This window comes from Actimicrobium sp. CCC2.4, assembly GCF_034347385.1.
GTDB lineage: Bacteria > Pseudomonadota > Gammaproteobacteria > Burkholderiales > Burkholderiaceae_D > Actimicrobium.
The window spans coordinates 1,876,013-1,893,486 of record NZ_CP133777.1 but is presented as its reverse complement, the minus strand read 5'-3'; the positions used below and the strand labels follow the sequence as shown (position 1 = coordinate 1,893,486).

Sequence of the window (17,474 nt, the reverse complement as noted above, 5' to 3'; positions counted from 1 at the left end):
GCAACAACCGTCATTCCGGCACCGCAGGAGATTCGATCGCACCCCAGCGATCAACAAACAGCAGGTCCGACAAGGACTGCCGCGCTGCCCAACCCTGCTGTTCCAGCATCGGCTTGGCATAAAAAGCAGCGACGTGGCCGAGGCAGAGAATCGCAATCGGCTTGGCACCGGCCGGCATCTGCAACAACTGCTTTAATTGTTCCGGCTCGAACATCGACACCCAGCCCATGCCGATGCCTTCTGCCCGCGCCGCCAGCCACATATTTTGAATCGCGCAGGACACCGATGCCAGATCCATTTCGGGTAGCGTACGGCGACCAAAGACATGCTCTTCGCACCTATCCATCAAGGCCACCACCAGCACTTCGCCGCATTCGCGAATGCCTTCCACTTTCAGGCGCATGAATTCATCTTCGCGCTGCGCAAGTGCGTGCGCGGTGGCGATGCGTTCCTGTTCAACCAGCTCGTACACCGCTTGCCGTCGCGCCGGATCAACAATCCGGATGAACCGCCACGGCTGCATGAAGCCGACACTAGGCGCCAGATGCGCTGCCTGCAGTACCCGCACCATCAAGTCCGGATCAATCGGGTCCGACAAAAAATGTCGCACGTCGCGCCGCTCGGCAATCACCCGATAGACGGCGGCGATGTCATCGTTGGAAAAGCGGTTCATGATAAAAAAAGCCGGGCTGCGGCAACCGGATTGGACGGGAAATAGCAGTGCAGATACGTCGCCGTCAATCGTCCTACTTGATAGATTGCCTCGCCTGCCGAGGTATTGAAAAGCCGTTCGCCCGACGCTGCCGGCGTGAGCCGCATGCTGATGTGCGAGTAGTGAAAAGTATGCGCGCGCAACACACCACCGGGCATAGCTGCGCTTTGATAGCCAAGGCCCTGCAGCTTGCTTTGCATCTGCGCCGACCCCGGCAACAGTGCAGTCATCGCACCCGGCTGACCGGCTTTGTCGGTCAGTGATTCCAGCAGATACAGCAAGCCGCCACACTCGGCAAAGAGCGGTTTGTCGGCAGCGACATGGGCACGCAATGCGGCATGCATCGCCTGATTATTTTGCAGCGCAGCCAGATGCAGCTCCGGAAATCCACCGGGCAAATACATACTGTCGACCTCCGGCAAAGTCGCATCGGCCAGCGGCGAGAAAAAATGCAGCGTCGCACCCATCGCTTCCAGCAACGCCAGATTAGCCGGATACAAAAAAGAGAACGCCGCATCACGTGCGACACCGATACGCACGCCTTGCAATAGAGACGCTGGCAGCGCGCAATCGGCACGGGTGAATGCGACCTTGGCAGGCAGTGCAGCAACCGCAAGCGGCGCAATACAGGCAGCCAGCGCATCCAGCCGTGCATCGAGATCGCTCACTGCATCGGCAGGCAACAAGCCCAGATGCTGACGGGGCAACGCAAAAAGTGCATTGCGACGGACACCGCCCAAATATCGGATAGCAGCCGGCATACCTTGCATCAGCATTTCTTCATGGCGGTCGCTGGCAACCGCATTGGCGAGCACACCCGCCAGTGTCACGGTCGGACGATAGCCAGCCAGACCGGCCGCAATCGCACCGATGGTTTGCGCCAGCCCGGTCGCGTCGATCACCGCCAGCACAGGAACACCGAATCGCTCTGCGACATCAGCGCTGCACGGCGCGCCGTCAAATAACCCCATCACGCCTTCGATCAATATCAGGTCTGCCTCGCCTGCGGCGGCGTACAGCAGTTGACGACACGCCGCTTCACCGGCCAGCCACAAATCGAGCTGATGCACCACACCGCCACTGGCCCGCTGCAAAATCATCGGATCCAGAAAGTCCGGCCCGGTCTTGAACACCACGACCTTGCGACCCAAATTGCGATGATGACGCGCCAGTGCGGCAGTGACCGTGGTCTTGCCGTGGTTGGAAGCGGGTGCGCTGATGAACAGCGCAGGACAATGTCGCACCATTCAGAACTCCACGCCTTTTTGCGCCTTGATACCCTGCTCCTGATACGGATGCTTGACCGGGCGAATGTCACTGACCAGATCCGCTAGCGCGACCAGTGCCTCCGGTGCGTGGCGACCGGTGACGACGATGTGCAGCATGTCGCGGCGCTTGGCGAACACGTCCAGCACCTCGTCCAGATCCAGATACTGATATTTGAGAACGATATTGAGCTCATCCAGAATCACCATGTCATAGCTCGGGTCGTTGATCATCCGCACCGCTTCGGCCCAGCCCTTGGCCGAGGTGGCCATGTCGGCTGCACGGTCCTGCGTGTCCCAGGTATAGCCGGCACCGACCACATGGAAATCACACAGCGGATGCACACCCAGGATCTGGCGCTCGGCACTGTGCAGCGCCCCCTTGATGAATTGCACCACACCGAGTTTCATCTCGTGCCCGAGGATGCGCATACCCATGCCGAAAGCGGCGGTCGATTTGCCTTTGCCGGTACCGGTGTAGACCATCAGCAATCCTTTTTCTTTTTGCGCTGCGGCCAGCTTTTTTTCAAAGCCTTCTTTGTGCCGTTGCGACATGCGCTTGTGCGATACGGGATCTGTTTTCATCATTTATCTCCAGGAGGTGCCGGTCAATGCCGACAGTTGTTCGGCCACGCGGATGCGGCTCAAGTGAAAACCAATAAACACCAGTTCGGACTTGTCGGACGCCTTGCGCGCTGGCTCGGGGGTAATGGACACGCGGGTACGCACGCCCTGCACCAGTTGCGGCGCCTCATCAGAATCAAGTTGCACAAAACCTTTACTACGCAATACCGGCTCGGCGCTCGCAATAGTGACCAGTGCATCGTGCAGCGTCGTGCCGGATTGGGGCACAGTACTGCGCAGTACAAACGACAACCAGCCCGGATCCTGTTCATGAAAATGCTTGTGAGTCGCCAGTCCATGGCTGTGCGCTGCCATGCCGGAATGGGCATGACCGTTCAACCTGTCCTGATTGATTAATACCGCACTGCTCGGGCCGGGCATCGTCGGCAGCGGCGTGTAGCGGTGATCGTGCGTGGTCAGTGTTGGCTGATGCAAACGCAAGCCGAGTGCCACGCGCATGTCGAGTTGCGCACCATGGGCCAGCTCCAGAAAACGCACATTCGGTGCGCGGCGACGAACCTGCTCTTCCGCTTGCAGCAACTGTTCTTCATCGAGCTGATCGATCTTGTTCAGCACCACCACATCGGCGAATTCAAGCTGCTGCGAAAACAGCGTAGCAGTAGCCGCATCGGCTAACGTCGCCGGTGCGCTATCATCAAAATGCCGCGCCAGCATCAGCGGTGTATCAACTACCGTGAGTGTTGCATCGAGAATAAAATCGGCCGCGAGTTCGGCACCCTGCAAAATTTCCATCACGGCAGTGGGTAACGCAAGGCCGGAGGTTTCGATCAATACATGGTCGACATTGGCCCGACGCGCGGCAATCGCCTGCATGGTCGGTACAAAATGCGCGTCGTCGCCATACGCAATCAAGCCATACGGAAAATCATGGAGCTGGATGTGTGCGTTGCCGCCCGCGGCGTCGCGGATCAGCGCCCCATCGATCGAGATTTCGCCGAATTCATTGATCAGCAAAGCCAGACGGCGGGTTTGCCGGCGCGCGATCAGGCTGCGCAACAAGGTGGTTTTGCCCGAACCGAGAAAGCCGGTGACGATGGTGACCGGAATGGGCGCGCTCATGCGTGATGCCGTTCTTCAAGCTGACGGACGATGTCATCGACACCACCGACCAGCACCGGATAATCGATCTGCGGCCGCGCAACGACCAGCAGCGGGATATCGAGCGCAGCGGCCGCAGCGGCCTTGGCCAGATAGCCGCCGGCTTCACCGGAGTCTTTGGTAACGACGCAATCGATTTGCCAGTCTTGCCACAGCGCGGTATTGAACGCTTGCGAAAACGGTCCCTGCATCGCGCATACCTGACTGCGTGGAATACCGAGTTCAAGCACGCGCTGCATGAAATCTGGATCGGCAGTGACCCGCACAAACCACGTGCAGTGCTGCGCGCCGGGGGCCTGCAAAAATGTCGCCAGGTCTTTCGAGCCGGTTGCCAGAAAAATCCGTTTGCCTTGTGCAATCGCCGAGGCGGCGGCCTCTTCCACCGTCGCGTACAACTGATGCGGTTCGTCACCCAGTGCGCTGGCACGTTCATACCGCAAATACGGTAACGCCAATTCCTCGGACAGACCGATCAATTGCTGCGACATCAGCGTCGCATACGGATGGGTTGCGTCAATCAGTGCTGCGGCCTGATGCGTCACCAATGCCTGACGGCGCGCTTCGACACCCTGCCGGCCTGCCCAGACCGTCACGCCGGGGCAATCCTGCATCGCGATCTGACCGCCGAATTCAGTCGCGGTCGACACCACCACAGGGCGACTCTGGCGCGCCGCCAGCTCGCGCGCCAGCGCATTGCCGTCGCTGGTACCAGCGAAAACCCAGAGTGCATTGGCGGGCAATACCGTTTCCGCAGCGGACGACGTTTCAGTGGTGGCAACCAGTGCAACCGGTACGTCTGCCTCCTGCGGCGCGCTCCAGTCGTTGTAGCCGCGTGGCGTAAATATCTGCCCGCGCTTGCGACGGGTGAAGCGGTTGCCGATAACGACTGTGGTCAGCATGTCGAACTTCAACGCGGGCAATTCATCGAGCCGATGTATCGACACTTCCTGTCCCGGCCGGTAGGCATTTTTGACGATGCCGCACAGCGTGCCCGGCGCCTTGAATTCCAGCATGCGCGACAAAATCCGGTAGACGCCTTCCTGCCGGCCGGCACTTTGCACGTTGTACAGCACACAAGCCAGATCAGCCTCGGCAATATGCCGGGCGCGGTGTTCGATCCACTCCCACGGACACAGCAAATCGGACAAGCTCAGCGTCGCAAAATCATGCGACAACGGCGAGCCCAGCAGTGAGGCGCAGGCATTGGCCGAGGTGATGCCGGGAACCAGATTGACGGTATAGGTATCGTCCTCGCGCATTTCTTCGTAGGCCAGCGCGGCCATCGCATAGATGCCGATATCACCGCTCGACACCAGCGCAACCTTGGCGCCGCTACGGGCCTTGTCGATGGCCAGCAAGGCGCGTTCGCGCTCTTGCGTCAGCGGCGGGATGTGGATCTCCTTGCCTTCGATCCACGGCATGATCCAGCGTAAATACAATTCGTACGCGACGATCACATCGCTGTCGCGTAGCGCTGCTTCCGCACGCGGGACAATCAGGTCGGCAAAGCCCGGCCCGACCGATACCAGATTCAATACACCACTCATACTGCACTCCAGCTATCTTCAACGATGGCCACCGCCACCCCATCGCGGGTGGTTTTCGGCACAATTAATTTTCCGCGCGGGCTGGCAATCAGCGCACACGGTTCACATACGCCATCCACCCCAATTTGCTGACTGACCCAGGCCGACGGCACGGTGACCCAGCCGCGTGCCGCTACCGTTTCGCGGGCAATCACGCGCAGCGGCAAATCATGGGCGGCACAAAATGCCAGCAGACCCGGCTCATGTTGCTTCAGATCGATGGTCGCGATTTCGCGCACCAAGTCGAGCGAGCGCGACCCCAGCGCCTGCATCACGGCAGCGCTGATGCGCGCATGGGCGACGTCCTTGCGGCAGCCGATGCCAATGACCAGCGGCTTGACTGTTTCGGTGGCCGTCGTGATGACCGGCACCGCACCGATCAGCGCGGCGACCCGATAGGCCAACGTATTGGCACCCCCCTCATGCCCCGCCAACAGCGAGATCGCAAAACGCCCTGCCTCGTCCAGTACTACCACCGCCGGATCACTGTGCTTGTCGGCGATCAGGCCATCCAGAAAGCGCACCGCAATCCCGGTCGCACCAACGATGATCCACTGTGCATGCCGGCGATAGGCGTCGGCAAATTGACGTTGCTGCGATTGCACCGCGTCCTGCCACGGGCGATAGATGACCGCATCCAGCGGCGTTTGCAGTGCCGCGCCCAGTAGCTCGGCTTGCGCTCTGACCAGCCAGATGCCGGTGCCAGTGCCGGTGCCAGATTCAGTACCAACCGTCACGCGTCGACCTGTTCTTTTTTCACTTCCGGGGCGGCTTTTACCGCTTTTGCCCGCGCCGTTTTTTTGGCACGGAACAGATGCTTGTAATCTTTCGAATACAGGCGCGACTCCACTTGCGCGCCGTGACCGGTCGCCTCGCCGACCAGCATCATCGTCGTCAGATTCCACTCACCGCGTTTGGTGTCTTTCAGAATCGTGGCGAGCGTGCCCTGATAGGTTTTTTCTTCCGGCCAGGTGGCGCGATAGACCAGCGTCACCGGCGTGTCGTCCGGATAATGCAGACGCAAATCGGTGACGATTTTTTTCAAATGTGGACCCGACAAAAAAATACACATCGTGGCCTGATGTTCGGCCAGTTTATCGATCGCTTCGAGTGCCGGCACGGCCGACGCCCGGCCCGACACGCGGGTCAAAATAATGGTTTGCGAGACTTCCGGCTTGGTCAGTTCCGACTTCACGACAGCCGCTGCCGCAGTGAATGACGACACGCCCGGTACGACTTCGTAGTCGATGCCCAAGGTATCAAGGCGGCGCATCTGTTCTGCCGTTGCGCCATAAATGGCCGGGTCGCCCGAGTGCAGTCGGGCGACGTCGTAATCCCCCGCTTGGGCGGCGCGGTAGCAGGCTTCCTGCTGTTCGAGATCGAGGCTGGCGGTATCGATCAGATCAGCTCCCGGCTTGCAGTGCACCAGTATCGCGGTGGGTACCAGCGAGCCGGCGTACAGAACCGTGGAAACCCGTCCGAGGATGGTGGCACCGCGCAGCGTGATCAGGTCGGGTGCGCCGGGGCCGGCGCCGATGAAATACACTTTCATGGGATATGTCGTCTTTCTCTGGGGGTTTTTCGAATCAGCATCGTCGCCAAGTACCCGATCGATGCATCGGCCGATAGCGCACCCACATCGGTACTGAGCAATTCGCCGGGCAAGCCGATGCGGCGTGCAAAGCCGCAGTAGTCAGCGATATCGAGCTCGCGCAACAGTTGCAACACCCACGGCAGGCGATGACCGATTTTCATCAGCACGACGATGTCGTGGGTGGCAATTTCCTGCTGCAATTCGGCCGGCGATTCCGGGCAGGGCAAAATCAGCGTGCGCTCCTTGCCCTCTCCCAATGGCCAGCCGAGTGCGGCGGCGGCCGCCGCGTAACTGGTAATGCCTGGAAAGGTCCGGTGCGGCAGCGTCGGCAGCAGCTCGCACAGTGCCGCCAGAATGTAGCCGTAGGTCGAATAGGTCAGACTGTCGCCGATCGTCAGGTAGGCGACACTGCGACCGGCCCGCAATTCGCCGGCAATCGTCTCGGCCAGCGTCGCGTAATGCGACTGTAATACCGAGCGATCCGGATCCATATTGAATTCGATTTCGCGCAAGCGCGATGCATCAATGTCGATCCCGTGCAGGCATTGCAATGCCACCGAGGCATCCGCACTGCGCGCTCGCGGCGCAAAAATCAGGTCGGCCTGCTGCAGTGCCGACAAGGCTGCCAGCGGCAGATAACCGGCAGGACCGGGGCCGACCCCGATGCCCCAGAAATGTCCGAGTGCGATCGCGCTCATGCTGCGGCTCCCAGTGCGGTGCCAGCCAAATCGAATAACCGGATTTCGACTTTCTTCACCGCTGGCACGCGTGCGTGTACTTGGGCGCCGATGCGCGCTTCGATATCCATCCAGAACGCTTGCGCGCCGTGCTGATGTCGCATTTGTTCAATGACTGCTTCCACTGTATTTGCCTGTTCCATTTCTTTGACAAGTTGTGCTGACAAGCCGCGCTCTGCGGCGACACGCGCCACCGAACCCATTGCCATATTGCTTTTGCTCGAATGCGTATCCCATACGCCGTCGAGCACCTTGGCCAGTTTTCCTGGATGGCCGGCCAGCCACAGCGTGTCGAGCTGGCGCTGCTGTTCTTCCAGCGCGACCTGCGTGAAGTCCAGCGCATCGCCTAAAAAATTCGCGATCTGTACCATCCGTTTGTCGGGCAGCTCCAGCACCTGCCGGGCAAAATCGCGCCCTATCTTTCCGGGCAAATACGCCACGCTCGGCACATCCCCCGCCAGTGCCACGCGCACATACACTTCGATCGAAGCCACCCATGAAGCCATCGACATCGGCTCGACAATGCCCGAGGTCCCGAGTATCGAAATCCCGCCAAGAATACCCAGCCGCGGGTTGAATGTTTTACGGGCGATCTGCTCGCCGTTTTCGCAGCCTATCGTCAGATCGAATCCTGTCCCGGCCGGCAATCCGGCGTCCTGCAATACCTCAGCGACGGCTTGCTGCATCATCTTGCGTGGCACCGGATTGATGGCCGGCTCACCGACGGCTACCCGCAGTCCCGGCAACGTGGCGGTACCGACTCCCGGCCCTGCGAAAAAACGGATCGTGCCTAACGCATTGCGCCGCACTTCAGCAAAAATCGTCGCGCCGTGCGTGTTGTCGGGATCGTCGCCACCGTCTTTCAGTACCTCGGCGCGCACGGTGGCCGCATCCAGATCGCTCAAACCGGCAATCGGCACGCGCAGATAGTGGCGTCCGTCCGGCAGCGTCACGTCCACCTGCTGTTCCCGACCACTGCACAGCATCCATGTCAGTGCCGCCTTGACTGCAGCGGTAGCGCAACTGCCGGTCGTGCGACCACGCCGCAAGCCATTGAGGGCCAGCACTTGCAGATCAAATTCGGCGCGTTCAAGTTCGTGCATACCCGGCAAGCTGATTGAGCCCGTCAATCATCAGCGCATTGACCACACTCGCCGCCCAGGGCGAACCACCTCGGGTACCGGTATTGGTGATGCGTGGCACTTGCAGGCAGCGACGCAATGCGTCCTTGCTTTCCCGCGTGCCGACAAAACCCACCGGCAGGCCGATCACCAATTGCGGCCGCCAGCCATGGTCGCGGATCAGACGGGTCGTCTCGGCAATCGCAGTCGGTGCATCGCCAATCGCGAGCACGATATCGTTGCCGAATTTTTGCCAGGCGCGGCGGATACCGGCCGCCGAGCGCGTAATGTTTTCACTGGCCGCCAGCAAATGCGTTTCGCGGTCATGCACCCCACACCAGGTGTCGATGCCCAGCTGCTCGAGCAAGGCACGCTTCAATCCGGTTTGCACCATCGTCACGTCGGTGACGATGCGCTTGCAGCGCAGCAGCGCGCGGATACCGGTTTCCACCGCGCCGGCAGAAAAATACAGATCATCCACCGCCGCAAAGTCGCCACTGGTATGCACCAGACGCTGCAGTACCGTCAGATGGGCGGCCGGAAAAATTGTCCAGTCGCGACCCGCAGCGATGATCTCGAAACTTTCGGCTTCGATCGGATGCGGCACATACGGCGCCATGGCCGGCGGTGCATCGACCTGCAGCTCAGCGGGCAAGGCGGCGCGCGCCTCCTCGATTTTCAGCAAGTCGCGCACCTGCAAATGATGGGCCCGCTGCGGTGTGCCGACCTGCTCTTCAAAGCCGACAATCTGTACCCGGTATTTGCATAGCGAACAATTCATTTGGGCGCGACCGGCAATTGCCTCGCGGGCGCGCTCGACCAGCACTGCGGCCACATGCTCGTGCGCGCCGAGATAGCCGGCCTGCAGCACTTCCAGCGTCGGCTCGCGTTCCTGCAATGCCGTTGCAGCGGCATAAATCCGTTTGACCAGAACACCGTCGAACAGGAAAAAAGGCAGTACCACCAGACGGGAAAATCCCATCCGTGCGGCGGCGCGCAAACCATCGGCCACCAGCGGTTTGGCCGTGCCGGAATAGCACAGATAGACGCCGCCAAATCCCATGCCTTCTTCCAGCATGCGCGCCAGTTTGGCGACTTCGCCATTGGCGTCGGGGTCGCTGGTGCCACGACCGACCAGTACCAGACAGGTGTCGTCGCGACGCACCGTGTGTGGCGATGTGGCTTCGGCCGCGATGATGCGTTCTTGCGCCAGTTGCAGCAGGCGCGGATGCAAGTTCAGCGTCCCGCCGAAGTGAAAATCAACCGTCGGATGTTCGCGTGCCAGCGCCAGCAATTCGCTTGGCATGTCGTTCTTGGCATGACCGGCCGCCAGCAGGATGCCCGGCACCACCGCCACGGTACGCACACCAGTGGCCAGCACCGTGTTGACAGCTTCGGCGATGGTCGGACTGGAAAATTCCAGATAGCCGTGGCTGACCGCATGCTGCGGCGCGCTCTGCCGGACGATGCCAATCAGGTCTTCAAATTCACGCACCGCATCGGGGTCGCGGCTACCGTGACCGGCAATGACGATGCCAAATTCGGCGGGCACCACAGGCGGCGTCATGCTGCCCCCGCCGCTTCGATCTGGCTGGCCATCGGCGTACGGGTACGGATCAGCATGATGCTCATGTCGGTAAATTCACGGTCGACACATTCTGCCAGCGAGCCACGCCATTCGGCTTCGTTGCCGGTCAGGTTTTCCCAGACTTCGGTCGGGTGCTCGCCCGGGATGCCTTGTGCCAGCAAATAGGCCGCGATGTCGCGCGGCATGAAAGACCGCGCGGCATCCCACGGACATGGAATCACGATCGCATTGCGCAAGTCTTCCAGCACATGCACCAGATGCCGTTTAAACGGGGCTAGATCGCCGCGTCGATGAAAGGTGATGAAGGTTGTTTCATCGAAGCAGACCTTGGTGCGTGACGCCAGTATTTGCGCAGACGATATCCCCGGCAAGGTATCGACCGGATGGCCGCAGGCGCGCTCGACGCGCTCTAGATACTGAAAACCACTGAAGTGAATATCGCCCATGAAGACCGCCACGCAGCGCTTGCCGGCATGGTGTGCCGCTGCCACCAACTCAAGCTGCGCGACCTGATCGCGGTAATTCATTTTGATGACTTCAGCGCTGGCGGGAATGATGCTCTGTACAACGCGAATCACCGCGTCGAACCCGGCGACGACGTCGGCGTCGCGGATCAATGCAGCTCCACGCTGGGTCAGGTAACCGATATCGCCGGGGCCGGCACCGATGCAGATAATCATGGGAATTCCTTTAAATTGAATGCGCGCGAACGCAGCGGCGGGTGAGCTCTTTGCCTGGTGTTCATGGGTGCAATCGACTGCGTATCGTCAGCGTCAACTGCTCGGCCGACAATTGCTCCAGCGTCAGGCACTCTGCGCCCAGTGCCTCCGCCAGCAGGGCCGCGCGACCGAGTCGCAGATAGCCGGATTCGGTATCGACCACCAGTGCGGAAACGCCCCGTGCAGCGAGCAGGCCGGCCATGCCGAGCGATGCTTGCCACGGATCGCCCGCATCGAGCCCGACATTGGCTTTGCCGTCGGTCAGTAGCACCAGCAGCGGTGCGGCGTCCCCGTGATAGTGAGCGAGGGTCTGGAGCACCAGTTGCAGCGCATGCGGCAATGGCGTGCGACCGCCAGTGGGCAGGTCACGCAGGCTCTGTTCGGCCAGATCGATACTGCGCGTCGGTGCCAGCAGCATGTTGGCCGCATCGCCACGAAAACTGATGACCGCCACTTCGTCGCGCCGCTGATAGGCATCGGTCAGCAAGGACACGACCGTGCCCTTGACCGCTTCCATCCGCTGCTGCGCCGCCATCGAACCCGAGGCATCGACTACCAGCACAATCAGGTTGGCGGTTTTGCCGACGCGAACCTGCTGATGCAGATCGTCGCGGGTCACTGCAAAATCCAGCGGGTCGCGCAGGGCCGCACTGCGCAATGTCGCGCCAACCGCGAGGCTGTCCGGTTGCCGATGCGGCACCGCACGCACGACCCTGCCGCGCGGCGCATTGTCTGCTTCGCTGCGGCGACCTGCGACCACGCGCGCGGTCGCAGTTACAGCCTCGACACGTACCGGCCGCATCGACGTCATCGGCGCCGCAGCAAACACCTGTTGCTGCGCCGGTGCGTCCTGTCGCTCTGGTGCATCCGGCGAGGGATCGGTGTCGGGCTGCACGGCATCGCTGTCGGACTGCTGTGATTCAGATGATTCAGATGATTCATTTGGCTCGGCAGCTTGCTGCGCTTCGTCCATCAGCTCGTCGAGCCGTTGCGGATCCAGCCCCGGTTGCTCGAACGGCTTGCGCCGCCGCCGATGCGGCAGCACCAGTTCCGCCGCTTGCCGCACGTCGGCCGGGGTCACCGCATACCGGCCATCGAGCGCGGCCAGTGCGCGCGCCGCCTTGTGCATCACGATATCGGCACGCAGGCTGGCCACGTCAAATTCGCAGCACAGGTGACTGATCAAATCGAGCAATGCATCGCTTAACACCACCTCGGCAATGCGTTCCTGGGCGGTCAGGATTTGTTGATGTAGCGCGTCTTGCTGCCCTACCCAGGTGGCGGCATACGCGACAGGATTGGCTTCAAAAGCGATGCGTCGTCGCACGACTTCGGCCCGCTGTGTTTTATCGCGCGGCGCGGTGACTTCCACCATCAGACCGAAGCGGTCCAGCAGTTGCGGACGCAGGTCACCCTCTTCGAGATTCATCGTGCCGATCAACGTAAACCGCGCCGGATGCGTGACCGACAACCCTTCACGCTGCACCGAGTTGACCCCCATCGCTGCCACGTCGAGCAGCACATCGACCAGATGATCTGCCAGCAAATTGACTTCATCGATATACAAGATGCCGCGATGCGCGGCGGCCAGCAGGCCGGGCTGAAACGCCCGCTCGGCACCTTTGAGCGCGCGCGCCAGATCGAGCGTGCCGAGCACGCGGTCTTCGGTGGCCCCCAGCGGCAGCGTGATGAAAGGAACCGCCGACGCCACCGCGACCGATGCAGAAGCCGTCGCACCGCAACACACTTCACAGTGCGCCGATGCCATCCCCGGCGCGCAATTGAAGGCGCAGCCGGGAACACGATCAATGTGCGGCAAGACATCGGCCAGAGCGCGACCTGCGGTACTTTTTGCGGTGCCTTTGTCGCCGCGAATCAATACTCCGCCGAGGCTGGGATCGACCGCACACAACAACAGTGCGGTCTTCAACTGCGGCTGCCCGACGATGGCGCTGAAAGGAAAATGCGTTACGTGCATGTCATGCATTGCGCGGGGTTTCGCCACGCGCCTCCAGCAAGGTTTCGCTATCGAGATACAGCGCGCGCAGACGCTCGAGCGTGTGCGGATCGGGTGCGGCCCACATGCCGCGATGTGCCGCTTCAAGCAAGCGTTCGGCAATCGCGTTTTGTGCCCATGGATTGGCGTCCTGCAAAAACTGCTGCATGACCGGATCGAAGGCATAGGCCGCGGCAACGTCCTCATACATCCAGTCCTCCATCACCTGTGCGGTGGCGTCGTAGCCAAACAAATAATCGACCGTGGCGGTCAGCTCAAGCCCGCCCTTGTAGCCATGCCGCTGAATGCTGGCGAGCCACTTGGGATTGACGACCCGCGAGCGAAATACCCGCAAGGTTTCTTCTTTCAGATCGCGTACTTTGGCGCGATCGGGATCATGACTGTCACCAAAATAATGGCGTGGCTGCTGGCCGCTCAGCGCCCGGATCGTGGCAATCATCCCGCCATGAAATTGCAGATAATCGTCGCTGTCGAAAATGTCGTGTTCGCGATTATCCTGGTTGTGCAGCGCGATCTGCACGCCGGACAGGCGTACCCGGAACGCGTCGCGCTGATCCAGTCCCTGCGTGGTGCGGGCATACGCATAGCCGCCCCAGTTGACGTAGGCTTCGGCGAAGTCGGCATCGTTTTGCCAGTTTTTTTCCTGAATCAGCGGCAAAATTCCCGCGCCATAACTGCCCGGTTTTGCACCAAAAATCCGGTAGCCGGCGCGCGTGGCAGCGTCGGCATCGGACAATCCTTTGCCGATCCAGTCGCCCAGTTCGGCCAGATAATGTTTGCGCACAAAATTGTCCGACAACGGTTCGTCACACTGAATTACCGCTTGTACTGCATCGTCGATCAGCTCGATGAGCTGCGGAAAGGCATCGCGAAAAAATCCGCTGATGCGGGTCGTCACATCAATGCGCGGCCGCTTCAGTTCAGCCAGCGGTATGACTTCCACGCCAATGACCTGACGATTTTCGGAGCGCCATACCGGACGCACGCCCAGCAGCGCCAGAATTTGTGCAACATCGTCACCATGGGTGCGCATCGCGCTGGTTCCCCACACGCTGATGGCCACGCTTTCCGGATAGCTGCCGGTCTCGCGAAAATGGCGAGTCAGCACTTCGTGCGCCAGTTGCGAGCCGACCCGCCATGCCGATTGCGACGGCACGCTGCGCGGATCAACCGAGTAAAAATTACGCCCGGTCGGCAGGATATGCGCCATGCCGCGGGTTGGTGATCCGCTCGGGCCTGCGGGTACGTAACCACCCGACAGGCCGTGCAGCAGATTGTCGATTTCATCCGAAGCGCGTGCCAGATTCGGTACCAGTTCGCGACAGGCGAAGCTGAGCACCTGGTGCAGTGCCTCGAAGCGTTTTTCGGATGGCCGCGCCAGCATCGCGACGGCTGGCTTGGCTGGTGGTTTGACTGCAACGCTGACACCACGCGGCTTGCCGAGTTGTGCAATAACACTGGCGCGCTTTGGCTGCGCCGGTTGCAGCAGCGCGCGTGCCGTATGGTCATCATGCTGATCGATCGACGCAAAAACACTGTGCAACACTGCGTCGATGGCGCTTGGCTGATAAGCGTGAGATTGCAGTTCCACGTACAAGGTACGACACAGTTGATCGATGGCGTCGAGCGCATCGGCGCGCGTGACGATGGCGCGCTCGGTGAGTTTGCCCAGCGCTGCCACCACATTGAGGCGACGGCCTTTATTTTCCAGCAGCATGGTCAGCGACAAGCCGAACAGGCGTGCTACTTCTTCCTGTAGTCCTGGCACTACCTGATTTGGCAGACGGGTCAGCGAGACCAGCATGTCGACCAGCGGCGCGCCGGTCGGTGACTGGCCGAGGATATGCAGGCCATCGCGAATCTGCGCTGCGCCCAGTTCGCACAGATAGCCATCCAGATCTTCGATCAGATGCGCAACATCGGCACCGCCCATGTCCGATAGCGCAGCCGGAAGTGCGTCATTGTGCGGGTGGTCGTGCCCATGCTCGGCGTGATCGTGGTCGTGTTTGTGGTCGTGGTCGTGATCGTGATCGTGGCCATGCTCATGATCATGATCATGGTGCAGCAAACGTGCCTGCAAATCCGTGTCCAGATTGGTCTGTTTCACCAACGCCCAGATTTGCTGCTGCAGCAGTGGCAGCTTGGCAGGGTCCAGCACTTCGACTTGATAGTATTCATCGACCAGTTGCGTCAACGACGCCAGCGCACCGTAGGTATCGGCGGTGGTCATCGGTGGTGTCAGGTGGTCGACCACGACTGCGTGCGCACGCCGTTTGGCTTGTGCGCCTTCGCCGGGATCGTTGATGATGAATGGGTAAAACAGCGGCAGATCCGCCAGCAACGCATCCGGAAAACATTGCTGCGACAGACCTACCCCTTTGCCCGGCAACCATTCCAGCGTGCCGTGCTTGCCCACGTGGACAATTGCATCAGCGCGCCAGGTGTCGCGCAGCCAGCGGTACAGCGCGAGGTAGTGATGCGTCGGTGGCAAATCGGGTTGATGGTAGATGGCGTCCGGATCCATGCCGTACCCGCGCGGCGGCTGCAACGCGACAAACGTATTGCCCAGTTCAATACCGGCCAGCGCCAGATGCCCGTCATGTACATAGGCCTCACCCGGTGGCGGCCCCCATTGGTGGGTCATCTTGTCTTGCATCTCGGTCGGCAGTTCGGCGAACCAGTTGGCATATTGCGCCGCCGGTACGCGTCCGACGGCATGCTGCAACTGGGCTGTCGTCAAAAAAGTCGTGTCGTACGCGCAGCGATCAATCAGGTCGTGGACCAGCGCAGTCCCACTGTCGGGAAGCGTGCCAACCTGATAGCCGGCCTCGTGCATTGCCTGCAGCATGTGCAGTAATGAGGCCGGGGCATCCAGCCCGACGGCGTTGCCTATCTGCGATGCCTTGCTGTTTGAATTGGTAAAAATAAAAGCGATGCGCTTGTCGGCGTTGCCGGTGCGCTTGAGACGCGCAAAGCGCGCCGCCAGGCCGGCGACGCGCTCGAGGCGATCAGCCACCGGCACATAGTCCGCCGAGGCAGCGGGCCCCTGACCTGACTGCGCCTTGAATGAAATTGGTACGGTGATAATGCGACCATCAAATTCAGGCAGCACCACATTCATTGCCGCATCGAGCGGGTTCATGCCACGCGCCGATTGCTGCCACTGCTGTTCTGCCATGCCACTGGTGATCGCTTGTAACACCGGCACATTGAGCCGTTCCAGGACACCGACCGACCAGCCTGCCGGAGTCGGACCACCCGCCGTGATTTCGCCCATCGCAAACGCGGTGGTGTTGATGAGGACATCAATCAACGGAGTGGCACTGTCGCCATCACAAAAATAGCGCAGCGCGAACGGGAGTTGCAGCGCGTCCGCACCGGTGCGCAGCGACGCGGTAAAAATTGGCAGCGCATTCATGCCGTGACGGTCCAGTGCATCCACCAGCGCGTCGATGAAGCGGGTATTGCCGCTCATCCAGTGGGCTCGATAAAACACCAGGCCGATGCTAGGTCTATCGCTCTGGCGATGGGCGATCCAGTCGGCTATCGTCGCCTGTTGCGGCAGATCGGGATGATAAATTCCATGATCGGGCAGTGCCGTTGGCGCGTCGTAGTCAAAGCCGGTCAACAATAAATGATCCGACAGATAGCGCAGCAATTGCGCCAGATTGATGCTGCCACCGGCCTGCAAATACGCCATCGTCTGGTGCAACACCTCCGCTGACACCGTTGAAATGGCGGCCAGTTCAGGGTCGGGTTCGCCGGCACCGCTGATGGCAATCAGATGGCGTCCCTGCCGTCGTACTTCGTTGACCAGTTCGGTCAATCCGGGCACGCTGCCCAGCCGGCCGAGAACACGCACCAGTATCAGACGGCATCCGGCCAGATCGTGCTCCAGCAATGACATCATTTGCGCAGAGGTCGCACACTGCTGCAAATCCACCGCCTGCACCGCGGCGAAACCGTCGGGCAATTGCGCACGCGCCGCGGCCAGTACGGTCAGGTCGCCGGAGGCGTGGGTCAACAGCGCAATCGTCACTGCCTTTGACGTCATGGCGACACTTCCCTGGTCGCCAGTTCCGTATCGCCCTCGACCAAGCGATGAAAAATCAAGTCATGCACTTCGTTGCCGCCGACCAGATGCTCGGTCACGATCCGGTCGAGCGACTCGGTATCGACACAGCGGTACCAGACGCCTTCCGGGTAGACCACCATCAACGGCCCCTGATTGCGGCACGCCACCATGCAGTGGGTGCGCGTGCGCTTGACGCGCAACTCTGGCAAGGCATCGATTTTTTCGCCAAGTTGTTCGAACATCGATTGCGCTACGGCGCCACCTTCAGTGCAGCGCGGGCCGACGCACATCAGAACATGCCGGTGGTGAGCTCTCAT

14 protein-coding genes are annotated in these 17,474 nt (G+C 60.8%); all 14 read right to left on the bottom strand.

The window, feature by feature from the left end; all coding sequences use genetic code 11:
- Nucleotides 1-10 precede the first annotated feature (10 nt).
- Nucleotides 11-673: a 5,6-dimethylbenzimidazole synthase gene (bluB, locus tag RHM62_RS08850; RefSeq protein ID WP_322125123.1), complete on the bottom strand. Its 663-nt coding sequence runs from the start codon at nucleotides 671-673 to the stop codon at nucleotides 11-13.
- Entirely contained in the window at nucleotides 670-1,959 is a 1,290-nt protein-coding gene (locus RHM62_RS08845) for a cobyrinate a,c-diamide synthase (RefSeq protein ID WP_322125122.1), read from the bottom strand. The genes bluB and RHM62_RS08845 overlap by 4 nt, the downstream gene beginning before the upstream one ends.
- Nucleotides 1,960-2,562, bottom strand: a complete 603-nt coding sequence (gene cobO, locus RHM62_RS08840) for a cob(I)yrinic acid a,c-diamide adenosyltransferase (protein WP_322125369.1) — start codon at nucleotides 2,560-2,562, stop codon at nucleotides 1,960-1,962.
- Nucleotides 2,563-2,565: 3 nt separating this feature from the next.
- A complete protein-coding gene (locus RHM62_RS08835; RefSeq protein WP_322125121.1) occupies nucleotides 2,566-3,681 on the bottom strand; it encodes a GTP-binding protein in 1,116 nt (371 codons plus the stop codon).
- Nucleotides 3,678-5,267, bottom strand: coding sequence for a precorrin-3B C(17)-methyltransferase (cobJ, locus tag RHM62_RS08830; RefSeq protein WP_322125120.1), 1,590 nt, complete (start codon nucleotides 5,265-5,267; stop codon nucleotides 3,678-3,680). Before cobJ ends, RHM62_RS08835 begins: the two co-directional genes overlap by 4 nt.
- Nucleotides 5,264-6,043, bottom strand: coding sequence for a cobalamin biosynthesis protein (locus RHM62_RS08825; protein WP_322125119.1), 780 nt, complete (start codon nucleotides 6,041-6,043; stop codon nucleotides 5,264-5,266). Before RHM62_RS08825 ends, cobJ begins: the two co-directional genes overlap by 4 nt.
- Nucleotides 6,040-6,858: a precorrin-4 C(11)-methyltransferase gene (gene cobM / locus RHM62_RS08820; protein ID WP_322125118.1), complete on the bottom strand. Its 819-nt coding sequence runs from the start codon at nucleotides 6,856-6,858 to the stop codon at nucleotides 6,040-6,042. Before cobM ends, RHM62_RS08825 begins: the two co-directional genes overlap by 4 nt.
- Nucleotides 6,855-7,598 carry a precorrin-2 C(20)-methyltransferase gene (gene cobI / locus RHM62_RS08815; protein ID WP_322125117.1) on the bottom strand — a complete coding sequence of 248 codons (744 nt, stop codon included), beginning with the start codon at nucleotides 7,596-7,598 and terminating at the stop codon, nucleotides 6,855-6,857. Before cobI ends, cobM begins: the two co-directional genes overlap by 4 nt.
- On the bottom strand, nucleotides 7,595-8,740 hold the full coding sequence (cbiD, locus tag RHM62_RS08810) for a cobalt-precorrin-5B (C(1))-methyltransferase CbiD (RefSeq protein WP_322125116.1): 1,146 nt from the start codon (nucleotides 8,738-8,740) through the stop codon (nucleotides 7,595-7,597). The genes cobI and cbiD overlap by 4 nt, the downstream gene beginning before the upstream one ends.
- Nucleotides 8,727-10,325 (bottom strand): precorrin-8X methylmutase, encoded by a 1,599-nt coding sequence (locus RHM62_RS08805; protein WP_322125115.1) that lies wholly within the window; start codon nucleotides 10,323-10,325, stop codon nucleotides 8,727-8,729. The genes cbiD and RHM62_RS08805 overlap by 14 nt, the downstream gene beginning before the upstream one ends.
- Nucleotides 10,322-11,026, bottom strand: coding sequence for a cobalt-precorrin-7 (C(5))-methyltransferase (locus tag RHM62_RS08800; protein ID WP_322125114.1), 705 nt, complete (start codon nucleotides 11,024-11,026; stop codon nucleotides 10,322-10,324). Before RHM62_RS08800 ends, RHM62_RS08805 begins: the two co-directional genes overlap by 4 nt.
- Nucleotides 11,027-11,087: 61 nt before the next feature.
- The gene (locus tag RHM62_RS08795) at nucleotides 11,088-13,043 is read right to left on the bottom strand and encodes a putative cobaltochelatase (RefSeq protein ID WP_416172321.1); all 1,956 of its coding nucleotides are present in this window, start codon (nucleotides 13,041-13,043) and stop codon (nucleotides 11,088-11,090) included.
- A gap of 1 nt (nucleotide 13,044) precedes the next feature.
- Complete coding sequence (locus RHM62_RS08790) at nucleotides 13,045-17,136, bottom strand: cobaltochelatase subunit CobN (protein WP_322125113.1); 4,092 nt, start codon at nucleotides 17,134-17,136, stop codon at nucleotides 13,045-13,047.
- A complete protein-coding gene (locus RHM62_RS08785) occupies nucleotides 17,133-17,474 on the bottom strand; it encodes a ferredoxin (protein ID WP_322125112.1) in 342 nt (113 codons plus the stop codon). Before RHM62_RS08785 ends, RHM62_RS08790 begins: the two co-directional genes overlap by 4 nt.

What these genes read in the sequence shown, in the direction of transcription:
- cobI (WP_322125117.1), bottom strand. Translation starts at nt 7,598, where the DNA reads ATGAGCGCGATCGCACTCGGACATTTCTGGGGCATCGGGGTCGGCCCC.
- RHM62_RS08845 (WP_322125122.1), bottom strand. Translation starts at nt 1,959, where the DNA reads ATGGTGCGACATTGTCCTGCGCTGTTCATCAGCGCACCCGCTTCCAAC.
- RHM62_RS08785 (WP_322125112.1), bottom strand. Translation starts at nt 17,474, where the DNA reads ATGAGAGCTCACCACCGGCATGTTCTGATGTGCGTCGGCCCGCGCTGC.
- cobO (WP_322125369.1), bottom strand. Translation starts at nt 2,562, where the DNA reads ATGAAAACAGATCCCGTATCGCACAAGCGCATGTCGCAACGGCACAAA.
- RHM62_RS08790 (WP_322125113.1), bottom strand. Translation starts at nt 17,136, where the DNA reads ATGACGTCAAAGGCAGTGACGATTGCGCTGTTGACCCACGCCTCCGGC.
- RHM62_RS08800 (WP_322125114.1), bottom strand. Translation starts at nt 11,026, where the DNA reads ATGATTATCTGCATCGGTGCCGGCCCCGGCGATATCGGTTACCTGACC.
- RHM62_RS08835 (WP_322125121.1), bottom strand. Translation starts at nt 3,681, where the DNA reads ATGAGCGCGCCCATTCCGGTCACCATCGTCACCGGCTTTCTCGGTTCG.
- cobJ (WP_322125120.1), bottom strand. Translation starts at nt 5,267, where the DNA reads ATGAGTGGTGTATTGAATCTGGTATCGGTCGGGCCGGGCTTTGCCGAC.
- RHM62_RS08805 (WP_322125115.1), bottom strand. Translation starts at nt 10,325, where the DNA reads ATGACGCCGCCTGTGGTGCCCGCCGAATTTGGCATCGTCATTGCCGGT.
- cobM (WP_322125118.1), bottom strand. Translation starts at nt 6,858, where the DNA reads ATGAAAGTGTATTTCATCGGCGCCGGCCCCGGCGCACCCGACCTGATC.
- RHM62_RS08795 (WP_416172321.1), bottom strand. Translation starts at nt 13,043, where the DNA reads ATGCACGTAACGCATTTTCCTTTCAGCGCCATCGTCGGGCAGCCGCAG.
- bluB (WP_322125123.1), bottom strand. Translation starts at nt 673, where the DNA reads ATGAACCGCTTTTCCAACGATGACATCGCCGCCGTCTATCGGGTGATT.
- cbiD (WP_322125116.1), bottom strand. Translation starts at nt 8,740, where the DNA reads ATGCACGAACTTGAACGCGCCGAATTTGATCTGCAAGTGCTGGCCCTC.